The following is an 11,713-nucleotide window of genomic DNA, read 5'->3' on the forward strand; positions in this document are numbered from 1 at the left end:
GGCTGGGCTGGGTCATCGCTCGTCCTCCACGGTCAGCGCCGACAGGGCGGCGTCGGCGAGGGAGCCGAACTCGGTGTCGTCCAGCTCGTCGACGGTGCGGCCGGATCCGGTGTCGTCGAGGTACTGCTGGGCGATGGCAAGCCGGACGCGCTCTCGCACCTCGGTGTCGTGTGCTTCGGCCGGCTGCCCGACAGCGGGGGTCGCGCGGGTGCTGGCCGCGCCCTTCTGCGGATGGCACGCGCTGTACCCGCCGGGGACGTGGACCCAGATCGGATACCAGTTGCTGTGCTCCTGGATGAGCGGGTGGCCGCGGTCTTCGACCTCCAGGCCGCAGTAGGCGCAGCGCCAGCCGGGGGACGGCGCGCGCTCGATACCGTCCTGTCCGGCAGCGGGCGGCGTCAGGTCCTGGCGGAAGGCGGCGGCGCGCTCCGGGTCGAGCTCCAGCCAGTACGGCTTCCGGTCGGGCCCGGAGAGGCAGACGATGGTGGTGTCGTCGTCGCCGTGGAGGACGTCGCCGAGGCCCCAGCGGAGCGGGGTGGGGTCGTCGGCGGTCGTCGGGTCCTTCGGCCGGTCCGGGTTGTTGAGGCAGCTGTCGGGGTCGATGCCGTCGCAGTTCGTGCAGCAGTGCGCGGCGGCGGGGTGCTGGGTGGCCATGAACCGCAGGAAGGCGGCGGCCTCGTCGGGTGTGGGGCCGTGGCGGCCGTCGGCGGTCCACGGAGCGGGCTTGGTGTCGTCCTGTCCGGTGGTCTGGCGGGCGGCGGCGCGGGCGGCCATGAGGGCGGGGTCGCTCAGAACGTGGGCGAGCTCGTATCGGGCGCCCAGGGCTTCAACGCCAGGGTCGAAGGTGTTGCGGATCAGATCGTTGAGGGAGTCGAGGGCGCGCTGTGCGGCGTCGTACAGGCGGTCGGTCACGTGTGGCTCCTGGGTGGGTGGGGGCCGTCCCGGAGGACGGCCCGACGACAGTGGGTCAGGCGGCGGAGATGGGTTCGACGCGGAGGTCTCGGAGCCCGTGTTCGCGCATCAGGCCGGCGGCGGTCTCGATATGCGCGGCGGACAGCTCGACCTCCAGCTCGTCCATCAGCTCGGGGTGTCCGGCCGGGTCGTGGCCCCACTCGCGGACGAGAATGGCGCCGAGGTCCCGCATGCCGGAGAGCGGCGACAGGTAGCAGTCGTTCAGGTGGGCGAGGCGCGACGTCTCGATGAGGGTGTAGCCGGGCGGGATGATGCGGTGCATGGCTGCTGCTCCTGGTGGTTGGTGGGATGCTGGGGGTGGTCCCGCTCGCGCTGCCTGCGAGCGGGACCGTGGCGTGTCAGGCGGGGGTTCGTCGTCCGCGTGCGCGGTGGACGGTGCGCTTGCTGCATCCGATGCGGTCGGCGATCTGCCGGGCGGTGTAGCCGTAGGCGTCGAGGCGGTGGATGACGGCGGCGCGTTCACGCGGGGTGAGCCGGGCGGGCGGGTCGCCGTCGGTGGCTCGGTTGACCGCGACGTGGTCGGGGGCGGCAGGTATGTAGTGGGCGCGGTACCAGCGGCGCCAGGAGTCTCGTCGGCACTGGCGGCAGGACTTCCAGCCGCGGTTGTCGATGGCGAGGTTGGCGGGGTACGGGTGGCCGCGCTGGCAGGCGTCGGGGCGGGGCACGGTGTCTCCGGGGCGGGTGTGATGGTCCAGCCGCTGCTGGCGAGGTAGGTGGCGACGCGGGTGGCGCGGGCGTGGTCGTCCTCGTGGAGGTCGGTGGCGTCCTGTTCGGCGGCTTCGATGTCGGCGAGGGCGGCGAGGGGGATGGCGGTCTGTCCGGGGACGGCTGCGGGGGGCGGGGTGTCGAGGGCTGCGCGGGCGCCGGCGAGACGCTGAGCCGGGGTCACCGGGAAACCGCCTTGGCGGCGTTGCGCATGATCTGGGTTCCGGCGGGGTTGTCGTGTACGGCGCGGACGATGGCGTCGTGCCATGCCTGGAGGCTGTCGTTCTTCAGCTGGAGCTGGGCGATCTGCTCTCGTGCGGCGTCGAGCTGGGCGGCGATGGAGGGGCAGGTGCATTCGTCGATGTCGGGGTTGTTGATGCGGGTGAGGCAGCCGGGGACGAGGAAGCGGGTGCCGTCGGTGTCTTCGTGCCAGTAGCAGGGGCGGTGGCTCATGCGGCGCTCCTTCGGCGGTCGGGGCCGGTCATGGGGACGACGGCGGTGTCCTGCGACAGGCGGGACACGATCCGCTCGCCGAGGGCGGACGCGAGGTCGGGCGCGCCGTCCGAACGGGCGGGCAGGTTGGAGGTGTAGAGCGTTGGCCGGCACGCGTTGTACCGCTCGTTGATCAGCCGGTAGGTGACTTCCTCGGTCCACTCGGTGGCCTTAGCGGAGCCGAGGTCGTCGAGGACGAGGAGGGGGACGCGGGCGAGGCGGCGGAGTTCTTCCTCGGCGCCGCGCTCGGAGCCCTTGGGGCGGAGCAGGCCGTACATGTCGGCGGCGGTGATGGCCCGGATCTCGTACACGGACGGCCCGGCTTCGGCGATGCGGCGGAGCGCGCCGTACGCCTGGTGGGTTTTGCCGGTGCCGGTGGTGCCGGTGAGGAGGAGGCTGCCCGCGGTGGTGGGGTCGGCGGCGACGCGGTCGGCCCATGCCTGGACGTCGGGGACGGTGGCGGTGGCGTGCCGGTAGCGGGGCGGGACGGCGGCGGTCCACCGGTCGAGGGCCCACTCGGAGCGGACGCGGCGGTGGTACTCGGGGTGGCCGGGCTCGTCGGGGTTGGGGGTGTCGTCGACGGGGCCGGGCGTGATGTTGGGGTGGCGCTCCTGGATGCCGGCGATGATGCGGGCGAGGGCGGCGTTGGGGTTGGCGGTGAGGCTGCTGGGCTCCATGGTCAGAATCCGTTCTCGTACACGGAGGGGTCGACGGGGTTGGTGTAGGGCTGCCAGCCACCGGACACGGCACGGAGCTGGGGGCGGGGGGTGTCTGCGGAGGGGAGGGGCGGCAGTTCGGACCAGCCGCGCATGAAGTAGCGGGCGGAGTCGATGGGTCCGCGGGTAGCTGCGCGGGTGGCGTAGTCGGCCATGGCGGGGATGCCGCACTTCTTGATGAGGGCGATGACGGGGAACCAGCCGTCGCCTTTGAAGGGCCAGCGGACGTTGACGTCGGCGACGGAGAGGGCGTCCATGAGGGGCCGGACTTCGGCGGGGATGCCGTAGGTAAGGTCCGTGCTCTCCTGCTTGCTGGCTGAGGGGGTAGTAGAGGAGGGGAAAAGAGGGGTAGGGGTCCCGGATTCCGGGACACTGACGTCCCGGATTTCCTGACACTGAGACCCGTCAGTGTCCGCATTCTCGGGACACTGACCGGATCCGTCAGTGTCCGCAGTTCTGGGACTCTGAGACCCGTCAGTGTCCGGGTTTCCCTGACACTGAGACCCCATGTCAGCGTCAGGGATTCCGGGACACTGAACCGCGAACGTCGGGATGCGGTACTTGGCCCGCTCGTTCTTTTGGCCGGCCGTCGTCCGCTCCAACGCGCCCTTGGCCACGAGGCTCTTGAGGACGGCGTACAGCTGTGATCGGCTGAGCTTTGCGCCGCGGAGGACCTCGGGGCGTTCGACGCTGTTCCACGTGACCCGGGTGTCGTCGTTGGCGTCCTCGGCCAGGACGACGAGGAGGAGCTTCTCCCTGTGCGTCAGGGCCTCGGGGGCGCTGGTGAGCACCTCGACGATCAGGCGGATTCCCACGTGGGTCTCTTCTCGCTCGCGGTTCGGGTGGTTCGGGCCCGGGGCGCGACGGCCCCGGGCGGGTGGTCAGGCGCGCTTGCGTTTCAGGGCGAGGCGGCAGAGGCCCGCCACGTTCGCGAGGAGTGCGCCCACGGAACTCACGTACTCCTCGTCGCTGGCGTCGAGCGCCGCGTTGAAGAGGGCGAGCGTCGTGGCTCGGTCACCGTTGGCCCAGGCGGTGAGGAACCGGAGCGCGAACGCCTCGGCCGGGTCGTCAGCGGTGGCGCCGGGGACCAGCTCCTGCATGACGAACATGTCGGGCGTGCCGGGACGCGGGGCGTGCTCTCCGTACAGCTGGTGGAGCACGTGCTTCCCGGCCTCGGCGATGGCACAGCACACGCCGTACATGCGGCTGTTATCGCTGGCCATGCCGATCGTCTGGAGCGCGGTGGCGGCGCCGCAGATGTCCCCGGCGACAGCCTTGCCGAGCATGTCGAAGACGGCCTGGGAGGTCTCGTCGTGGTCCATGGGTGTCCTCTCGGGGTGGCGGGCTAGCCGAAGATGGCGGTGTACTGAGCGCGCTGCCGGGCGTCCTCAAGGTGGTCCGGGTGCACGCACCGCGGCACCTCGCACGTCGTCGTGACGTTGCCGACCGGCGGTCGCCTGTACTTCCGCTCGAACACCCAGCGGCGGACAGACCCGTACCTGCCGTGGACCCGGATGTTCAGGTCGCTGCCCACCCACAGGAGGTGTCCCTCCGCGGTGGCCTTGGTGCGGCGCGCGAAGGTGACCTCGACGGTCTCGGGCCGGTTGCCCGGCTTGGTCGGCGTGAGCCCGAGGGCCTTGCGCGCAGCCTGGACGGTCGGCCAGCCGACCCCGAGGGTTCGCATCACGGCCCGCTGGGAGTGGCCGGCGAGGAGCATGTCGACGATGTCCTGGCGGTGGTTCACGCCGCCTCCTCGTACCTGCGAGCGCTGATCCTCCGGCGGCCCTTCTCGGACAGGCCGCCCCAGATGCCGTGCCGTTCGTCGTTGGCGAGGGCGTACTCCAGGCACTCGGTCCGGACGTCGCACGCCATGCAGACCTTCTTGGCGATCGACGCGCGGCCGTCCTTCTCGGGGAAGAACAGTTCGGGGTCAACCTGGGAACAGAGCGCACTGTCGCGCCAGGTGGTGCCCGTGGCGGGGCGGGTGGTCAGCCCCGCCACGGGGGTTTCGGTGGAGGTCACGACTCCTCCTTCGCGTCCTCGATGCCGAGCGTGACCCGGGCCGCGGGGAGGAGGGGTTCGCCCTGGTAGCCGCAGGCGTCGAAGAGGCGGTCGGTGAGCTGCCGGATCTCACGCCGGTACGCGGCGGACTGCGCCCGCTCGACAGCCAGCGCCCGGACCACCCGGCCGAGACGACGGTCATCCGTGTACCGCCAGCTCGCCACAGCCCGCTGCTTCTTCTGCTGCTGCGCGAGAGCGAACTCGGCCTTCTTCCGGTCGGCGCGCTCCTCGGCAAGCAGCTGGTCCTTCTCGGCCATCGCGCGCCGGGACACCTCGACGATCAGGCACACGGCCTCGGACGCCTTACGGCTGGAGATGAAGGGGAGACGCATCACGCCACCTCCTCGCCGGCCGTCAGCTCGGGCAGCACCACGGTGGTGAGCTGGCCGGTACGCCATGCGGTGGCGATCGCCTCCTTGCCCTCCGCCGGGATCGTCAGCCGGGTGTGCGCCGCACGACCCACCATCTCCACCCCCGGCACCTCGTGGATGACACCGGTCTCGGGGTCGGCCCACTCGATGACCCCGGCCGCGGTCAAGGCGTCGAGGAGGTTCTTGCGCCACGCGGGTCGGACCTCGGTGACGATGCGGTTGGTGATCTCGGAGGGGGCGACCTCGCGGACCCAGGCGATGAGCGCGGCTTCGTCGACAACGGACGCGGCGGCCTTGGGCTGGACGAGCGTGGCCTTGCCGATGTCGGTGCCGGCGAGGTCGACGGCGATCTGCTGGGTGCCGGTCTCGGCCTTGGCGGTACGGAGGCCAGTCTCCAGCTCGGCCTTCGCGGCCTTGAGCTGATCGGTGATGTGCTTGGCGAGGGTGTCGAGGATGGCCACCTTGGTGGCCGTGTCCTTGAGGGACATGTGGTCTCCTTGGGTGGGGCGTCCCGCATCAGCCGCGGGACGCCCCTGTGGTGCGAAGCGGGTTAGGCGGCCTGGAGCTGGGAGAGCAGGTCCCAGATGGCCTTGGGGGCGACGTCGTCGAGCGGGGCTCCGAGCGCGGTGTGGGCCTGCATGTCGAGGTCGGCGTCGGGGATGCCGGCTTCGGTGGCGAAGGCGCGGAGGGCGGCGACGGCGGCGGCGTGCTCGTCGGTGGGAAGCTCGACGTCCTCGACGACGACCCCGTCCACGACCTCCGGCTCCGGCGCGGGGGCGGCCAGCTCCTTACCGCGAGCGATCAGGTACGCGCCCAGCTCCAGCAGCTCACGGTCGACCTTCACCGTCTCGGCCAGCAGTCCCTCGTTGTGCGCCTGCCGGTACAGGTCCTTCACGGCGCCCTGGTTGGAGGTCTTCGTCGCCGCGTTGGCGATGTCCTGCGCGGGTTGCGAGCGGCCCTTGACGGCCGGGGTGGCCCACGGGTCGGGCTCGTCCTGCTGCACCGACTTGAGGTGACGCTCCGGCTGGTCGGCCTGGTCCATCTCCTCGGCGGTGTACACCCCGGCCAGGTCGTGCGGGAAAGCCTTCCGCAGCGCGAGAGACTCGGCGCACTTCGCGATCATCGTCGCGCCCATCTTCGGCCACAGACCCGACGGCTTACCTTCCTTGTCGGTCTGCACGTACTCCGAGTACCGGGCCACCGCCGAGAACCTCTGACCATCCCGGATGACCGTCACCTTCGCGGCAGCCGGGGGAGCGTCGGACAGCCACACGTCCTGCCACTGTCCCGACTGGTCGCACCACACGGTGTCCTCGTAGCCGAGTGCGTGCCCCGCTCGGGCGGCGGCGCGATGCGCGATGACGCGGTAACCGTCAATGCTGGTCTGCGGGGTGAACACCTTCCGGCGCTCGCGGTTGTTCCACCGGCCGATCAGGTAGATCTGGCGGGAGAACGGGTCGAGCTGGGTGCGCTGGCACAGGTGGAGGAACCCGGCGAGCTCGGCACTGGTGACGTCCTTGTTGATGCCGGACTGCTGGAGTACGGCCTGCTGCGCGGGGGTCCAGCCGGTCTGGTCGGGCTGGATGGCGAGGCTGCCGGCGGTGGTGGTGAGTTCGGTGGTCATCGGGTTCCTCCGCAGGTGCAGTCCTCGAACAGGTGGCCCTCGGGGCAGCGGCCGGTGGACTGGTGGGGGATGGCGGGCAGGTCACGGCCGAGCGCGTAGTCGTGGTGCAGCACGGAGTCGTGCGGGTCTTCCGCCTGCCGCTGCTCCGGGACGGGCGGGTGGTACTCCGCGTAGGTCCGACCGGCGCCGTCGACGTCCGGCTCGGAGAGGTCGGAGAGCTGCGTCTCCAGCTCGGCAACCCGGGCCCGCAGCTTGTCCAGCTCCGCCGCGTCCTTCGCCGACAGCGCCGTGTGCGAACCGTCCTCGTGGCGCACGATCGTGTCCCCAATGAACGCCGTCATCCGCGTCGGACCGTTCCCGAACTTGATCCCGGTGTTCACCAGCTGACCGTTCACGTAGTCGAAGTGCGGCTTCGCGAACACGTCGACCTTGTCCAGCCAGGTGTCCAGCTCCCACAGGTTGTTCTCCGTGACGAGCCGTTCCTCGCGGGCGCTCATGCGGCACCGCCCAGCGTCCGCACCGGCGAGAACCACGCCCGGATCGCCTTCGGCGTCCACGGGTTCGACTCACCCGGGCCCACCTCCGACGGGTCCTGCGGCGCCTCACACACCATGTGCGGCTCGCCCTCGGGCGTCACACCCACCTGCCGCCACACGTCACCGTCACGGTCCACCAGCACCACCCGGTGCGTCCGCCGGTCACCCGCCGGGAAGTTCGTCGGTACAGTTACGTCCATGAAGTCCACTCCTTTGCAGTGGGGTTCGCAGGGGTCGCAGGGACCAGGCCCGGTCCGGCGGCCCCGTCTGTTTGTGGGGGTCAGGCCGCGGCGGGGGCCTGCGAGGCCATCCACGCCCGGACCTTCTCGGCGTCGAAGCGCCGGCCCCGCATCGCCGTCGGCTCCAGCGGGCAGCCGGCCTGCACCCACTGGTTCACCGTCCAGTTGCTGACCCCGTACAGGGCCATCAGCTGGGCCGTGGTGAGCAGCGGGGTGATGCCGACGGGCCGGAGGATCTCCGTGCGGTCAGCGAGCGTCATGGTCGCCATGGGGGCTGGACCTTTCCACTGTGTCAGTTGAAACTGAGGGCATGTCGAAGAGCTCCTGGAGCGGCTCACGCAGGGCGGTGGCCATCAGCCACGCCGTCCGGAGCCGGCAGACGTCTACTGACGTCTCGCCACGCCCAGTGATCTTCGAGACCGTTGCCAGGCTGATGCCCCGCCCCTTCACGTCGACCTTCTTGGTGGCCTTCGCGAGCTTCTCCCCGGTGAACCCGCGTCGCTCCATCGCTTTGCGGAGCGGCGCGCCGTGGTCTTTGCGGAGCAGGTTGGTCATGTCGCCTCGCGCTGATCGGTACTTCGCCGGCGGTCTCCGTCGGCGTTGACACATTTCTACTGTGTCGGTGTTGATGAGGTCAAGTGAGTTGGCGTGAGTTTCGGTGAGGCGTGGCGGGGTGGCGTTAGGCGAACGTGTGTTCTAGTCTCTGGCATATGCCCACGTAGGCGGCGCGTGACGGGGAGGTCACGTGCCGCTATGCGCCGTGTCTTGCTTCTACTTTTACTTGCAAAAGTAGAAGATCCAGAGGCATGGTTACCCATGTGGAAACCCATGCGGAGCGATCCGAGAACCTGGCGCAGCTGATCAAGGCCATCCGAGACACCTACGACGTCTCGGAATCGGAGATCGCGCGCCGCATTGGTGTCGCCCCCGCCACCGTCAACTCGTGGACACACGGCAAGCGCGGCGGCAAGCGCGGCCCCAACCTCGACAAGCTCCGGGCGCTCGCCGGCGCCTTCCCGCAGTTCCCCGAAGAGCGCATCTTCGCCGCCGCCCGCCGCGCCGCCCCCGGCCCCCTCGATGACGACTCCGAAGCACGCGTCCTCGCCCTCTTCCGGGGCCTCACCGAGGAGCAGCAGCGTGCCAAAATCATTGAGATGAGCGCCCTCAACGAGGCCAACAAGCAGTAGCAGGCAGGCGTACAACCCTCTCGCCGGTTCGCGTGTCTAACTGGAAATGGACTCCAATACTCTCCGTGAGCTCCCAGTAGCTGAATCCACTCAGAGTGGTCGCATATTCACCTAAGACCGGGTAGCGTCGGGCGAGGCGGCCACGTCCTCCCCCGCGGCCGACGTACACCGTCGTGCGATCCCGGGGGAACCCATGTGCATCCGTGTCCGCTACCAGATCTTCGACCCCCTCGAAGACTTCCAGCCCTACGACGCCGACGCCGGCATCGTCACCCTCCCCCTCACGCTGGCCCGTTCGGCCACGCTGACCGCCCTTCGAGCCGTTCTCGAAGAACTCGCCGTCGCGCAGCCCGAATCCGGGGCAATCTGCTGGTGCGGGGAGCCGGTCATGCTGCTCCCCTCTGTACCCACTCAGCGGAGGAACGGCCAGGTGGCCCATGGCGCGTAGAGCAACGAACAACCCCCGCCAGCTAAGGGAAAAGGGATGCGGCTGCACCCTCTGCAAGGAGAAGTACCCCGAGGAGAAGTGGGGAGCCCGCAAGAGCCGGCGTGACTGCATCGGATCGTGGCAGGCCCGCTACCGCGACCCTGAAGGGCAGCAGAAGCAGAAGTGCTTCCCCATCGAGGACGGCGGCCTCAAGGCTGCACAGACGTTCCTCGACAACGTGCGGACCAAGGTCCGCGAGGGGACCTACCAGGACCCCAAGCGCGGCACCATCACGGTCGATGACTGGTGGGACATCTGGTGGCCGACCGTCACCGTGAAGTCCGTGACCACGAAGAACCGCAAGCTGTCCGCCTGGACCGTCCACGTCCAGCCCAAGTGGGGCCGGCGCAAGCTCAACTCCATCACGTGGATCCAGGTCCAGGACTGGATCAGCAACGAGGTCCGCGGGCACGCCACTCAGAAGAAGGTGCTGGAGCTCCTGCGGCACATGATGGTCGCGGCTCTCCGGGACCGGCGCATCACCGTCAACCCAACCCTCGACATCGAGGTGTCCGCAGCGCCAGCCAAGCACCCGGACGACATGATCCCGCCCACCGCTGCGCAGTGCGAGCTGATCCGGCAGCACCTCGATAAGCACTACCACCCGTTGGTAGTGTTCGCCGAGGAGACGGGCATGCGCTGGGGCGAGTACACGGGCCTGCGGGCCTGCAACGTCGACCTCGGCAGCGCCACGGTCAAGGTGAAGGAAGTTCTCATCGACGACCGCGGGAAGCTGCGGCGGAAGCCGGCGCCCAAGTCCCGTGCCGGGTTCCGTACGGTGCCTCTCACCCCGAAGGCCGTCGAGGCGGTCGAGGCCATGATGGCCATGTGGGATCCCGTGACGACCGAGTCGGACATCGGTGACGGTGAAGACCTCCACGAGGAGGAGCTGGTGTTCCGCGGCCCCCGAGGCGGAGCGCTCACCCGGCCGAACTTCCGGCGTCACTGGATCCCCGCGATTCAGGCATCCGGGCTGGCCAGAGAGGTTATCAACCCGGAGACCCGCCGCAAGGAGATCTGGCCCCGCGTGCACGACCTGCGGCACACCTTCGCCACCCGCCTCAAGGACGCCGGCGTTCCCGAGAAGGACGTGCAGGTCGTCATGGGGCATGAGCGGGGCGGTCGGGTCACGTGGCTGTACCAGCACGCCGGCCCCGATCTCGTCGAGGAGGTGCGGTCCGCGCTCGTCACCGGCCGCCACCTGCGGGCCGTGTCGTGAGTGCGGATGCCACACGATGCCACACCGATGCCACAAGACCCCCTCACTAGCCCTCACTGAAACTCACGAAGCCTCATCCCGGGGCTGGGCGTGGGGGTTGGCCCTCACTCACCGAGGCTCACTGAGCCTCACGGAGCCGCATGATCCCCCTACGGGTTCTTACAAAGCAGATGTCGGCGGTTCGAAACCGTCCGCGCCCACTGTGAGAAACAGCAGGTGAGAGCCTGTATCGGCCCCTCAGTCCTCAGTGACTGAGGGGCCGTTCTCGTCCCGGATGCCACATAGATGCCACATCCCCATGAGAAACGTGCCTGTAGGGCGCATGCGTTCATGGGTCTTACGGCGTAGAGTGCTGACCATTGAGCGGGCCGACGTGCTCCCCACACGCGTCAGACGCATGCCGCTCTGAACCCTTGATGTCTGGCGGGGAGGCCGGCATCAACGGGCCGAGGCCCCCGCCGTTCATGTCGGCGGGGGCCTTCGCGTACACGGTAGGTGACACGGCACTGCCCCGCCTCACGAAGAGGCGGGGCAGCTCCACTCTGACTGAATCAGAGCGGTGGGCGGCCAAGAGCGGACGCATGTACGCGACTTGACCACCCTGCCCGCGCACGAAGCGCGGGCGTTGCGCCCTGCCCGCCGGCATCGGCGTGAGAACCGGCGGGCAGGAGTCTCAGAGGTACCGGCTGAGCCGCGACGTGCGCCGCGCGTCCACCCGGATCTTGCGAGCGGCCTCGTTGCAGTCAGCGTCAGTGGCGTGCCGGTACGTGGTGGGCTTCGCGCCAGACGAGGAGAACGGCACGATCTCGATCGGGGTGCCTTCGATGGAGTAGCCGCAGCGGCCGCACTTCTTCACCGACGAGCCCCCTTCTTCGGCTTGCCGTGGCACCGGCAGTAGCAGGACTGCGGCAGCACCTCGATGCCATCCACGAGGACCGGGCCGGGCGAGCAGTACTGGTGCCCGAATGCGAGGGTGCACACCCCGGACACTCGGCTGCCTGTACGGGCAGGTACAGGCGGGGTAGCGTGGGCCATGACGAGACCTCCCGAGGGTTCGTCCGTACCCCCGGACCGGTCGCACGGTCGCGGGGGTCTGTCTTGTAG

At 69.5% G+C, this 11,713-nt stretch carries 20 protein-coding genes; 3 read left to right on the forward strand and 17 right to left on the reverse strand.

All coding sequences use genetic code 11. The annotated features are described in order from the left end of the window. Nucleotides 1-12: 12 nt before the first annotated feature. The 16 genes from ABZZ22_RS25975 to ABZZ22_RS26050 all read right to left on the reverse strand — a co-directional run bounded on the left by ABZZ22_RS25975 (nt 13) and on the right by ABZZ22_RS26050 (nt 8,271). Nucleotides 13-912 carry a hypothetical protein gene (locus ABZZ22_RS25975; protein WP_354938090.1) on the reverse strand — a complete coding sequence of 300 codons (900 nt, stop codon included), beginning with the start codon at nt 910-912 and terminating at the stop codon, nt 13-15. A gap of 55 nt (nt 913-967) precedes the next feature. After that, nucleotides 968-1,234, reverse strand: a complete 267-nt coding sequence (locus ABZZ22_RS25980; protein WP_354938093.1) for a hypothetical protein — start codon at nt 1,232-1,234, stop codon at nt 968-970. A 76-nt stretch (nt 1,235-1,310) separates the two neighbouring features. Then, the gene (locus ABZZ22_RS25985) at nt 1,311-1,637 is read right to left on the reverse strand and encodes a helix-turn-helix domain-containing protein (RefSeq protein WP_354938096.1); all 327 of its coding nucleotides are present in this window, start codon (nt 1,635-1,637) and stop codon (nt 1,311-1,313) included. 220 nt (nt 1,638-1,857) lie between these two features. Beyond that, complete coding sequence (locus ABZZ22_RS25990; protein WP_354938099.1) at nt 1,858-2,130, reverse strand: hypothetical protein; 273 nt, start codon at nt 2,128-2,130, stop codon at nt 1,858-1,860. Next, on the reverse strand, nt 2,127-2,846 hold the full coding sequence (locus ABZZ22_RS25995; protein WP_354938102.1) for an ATP-binding protein: 720 nt from the start codon (nt 2,844-2,846) through the stop codon (nt 2,127-2,129). Before ABZZ22_RS25995 ends, ABZZ22_RS25990 begins: the two co-directional genes overlap by 4 nt. Nucleotides 2,847-2,848: 2 nt before the next feature. Further along, nucleotides 2,849-3,700: a hypothetical protein gene (locus ABZZ22_RS26000; protein ID WP_354938104.1), complete on the reverse strand. Its 852-nt coding sequence runs from the start codon at nt 3,698-3,700 to the stop codon at nt 2,849-2,851. Nucleotides 3,701-3,766: 66 nt separating this feature from the next. Next, nucleotides 3,767-4,207 (reverse strand): hypothetical protein, encoded by a 441-nt coding sequence (locus ABZZ22_RS26005; RefSeq protein ID WP_354938107.1) that lies wholly within the window; start codon nt 4,205-4,207, stop codon nt 3,767-3,769. A gap of 23 nt (nt 4,208-4,230) precedes the next feature. Further along, nucleotides 4,231-4,629 (reverse strand): hypothetical protein, encoded by a 399-nt coding sequence (locus ABZZ22_RS26010; RefSeq protein WP_354938110.1) that lies wholly within the window; start codon nt 4,627-4,629, stop codon nt 4,231-4,233. Continuing rightward, nucleotides 4,626-4,886: a WhiB family transcriptional regulator gene (locus tag ABZZ22_RS26015; RefSeq protein ID WP_354938145.1), complete on the reverse strand. Its 261-nt coding sequence runs from the start codon at nt 4,884-4,886 to the stop codon at nt 4,626-4,628. The genes ABZZ22_RS26010 and ABZZ22_RS26015 overlap by 4 nt, the downstream gene beginning before the upstream one ends. A 17-nt stretch (nt 4,887-4,903) precedes the next feature. Next, nucleotides 4,904-5,278, reverse strand: a complete 375-nt coding sequence (locus ABZZ22_RS26020) for a hypothetical protein (RefSeq protein WP_354938113.1) — start codon at nt 5,276-5,278, stop codon at nt 4,904-4,906. Further along, entirely contained in the window at nt 5,278-5,805 is a 528-nt protein-coding gene (locus tag ABZZ22_RS26025; RefSeq protein ID WP_354938116.1) for a hypothetical protein, read from the reverse strand. Before ABZZ22_RS26025 ends, ABZZ22_RS26020 begins: the two co-directional genes overlap by 1 nt. A gap of 62 nt (nt 5,806-5,867) precedes the next feature. Next, on the reverse strand, nt 5,868-6,941 hold the full coding sequence (bet, locus tag ABZZ22_RS26030) for a phage recombination protein Bet (protein ID WP_354938119.1): 1,074 nt from the start codon (nt 6,939-6,941) through the stop codon (nt 5,868-5,870). Beyond that, nucleotides 6,938-7,438 carry a hypothetical protein gene (locus ABZZ22_RS26035; RefSeq protein ID WP_354938122.1) on the reverse strand — a complete coding sequence of 167 codons (501 nt, stop codon included), beginning with the start codon at nt 7,436-7,438 and terminating at the stop codon, nt 6,938-6,940. The genes bet and ABZZ22_RS26035 overlap by 4 nt, the downstream gene beginning before the upstream one ends. Beyond that, nucleotides 7,435-7,677 (reverse strand): hypothetical protein, encoded by a 243-nt coding sequence (locus ABZZ22_RS26040; RefSeq protein ID WP_354938125.1) that lies wholly within the window; start codon nt 7,675-7,677, stop codon nt 7,435-7,437. Before ABZZ22_RS26040 ends, ABZZ22_RS26035 begins: the two co-directional genes overlap by 4 nt. 80 nt (nt 7,678-7,757) lie before the next feature. Next, nucleotides 7,758-7,985 (reverse strand): hypothetical protein, encoded by a 228-nt coding sequence (locus tag ABZZ22_RS26045; protein WP_354938128.1) that lies wholly within the window; start codon nt 7,983-7,985, stop codon nt 7,758-7,760. Beyond that, nucleotides 7,963-8,271 (reverse strand): helix-turn-helix transcriptional regulator, encoded by a 309-nt coding sequence (locus tag ABZZ22_RS26050; protein WP_354938131.1) that lies wholly within the window; start codon nt 8,269-8,271, stop codon nt 7,963-7,965. Before ABZZ22_RS26050 ends, ABZZ22_RS26045 begins: the two co-directional genes overlap by 23 nt. 263 nt (nt 8,272-8,534) lie before the next feature. Between ABZZ22_RS26050 and ABZZ22_RS26055 the strand changes: the two genes are divergently transcribed. The 3 genes from ABZZ22_RS26055 to ABZZ22_RS26065 all read left to right on the forward strand — a co-directional run bounded on the left by ABZZ22_RS26055 (nt 8,535) and on the right by ABZZ22_RS26065 (nt 10,609). After that, nucleotides 8,535-8,903 (forward strand): helix-turn-helix domain-containing protein, encoded by a 369-nt coding sequence (locus ABZZ22_RS26055; RefSeq protein ID WP_354938134.1) that lies wholly within the window; start codon nt 8,535-8,537, stop codon nt 8,901-8,903. Between the two features lie 193 nt (nt 8,904-9,096). Beyond that, a complete protein-coding gene (locus ABZZ22_RS26060; protein ID WP_354938137.1) occupies nt 9,097-9,351 on the forward strand; it encodes a hypothetical protein in 255 nt (84 codons plus the stop codon). Beyond that, nucleotides 9,341-10,609, forward strand: a complete 1,269-nt coding sequence (locus tag ABZZ22_RS26065; RefSeq protein ID WP_354938140.1) for a site-specific integrase — start codon at nt 9,341-9,343, stop codon at nt 10,607-10,609. The genes ABZZ22_RS26060 and ABZZ22_RS26065 overlap by 11 nt, the downstream gene beginning before the upstream one ends. 673 nt (nt 10,610-11,282) lie before the next feature. Here the strand turns inward: ABZZ22_RS26065 and ABZZ22_RS26070 are convergent. Next, the gene (locus ABZZ22_RS26070) at nt 11,283-11,465 is read right to left on the reverse strand and encodes a hypothetical protein (protein WP_354938143.1); all 183 of its coding nucleotides are present in this window, start codon (nt 11,463-11,465) and stop codon (nt 11,283-11,285) included. Nucleotides 11,466-11,713: the final 248 nt, after the last annotated feature.

Origin of the sequence: Nocardioides sp. NPDC006273, from assembly GCF_040613495.1 — a bacterium.
Lineage (GTDB): Bacteria > Actinomycetota > Actinomycetes > Propionibacteriales > Nocardioidaceae > Nocardioides.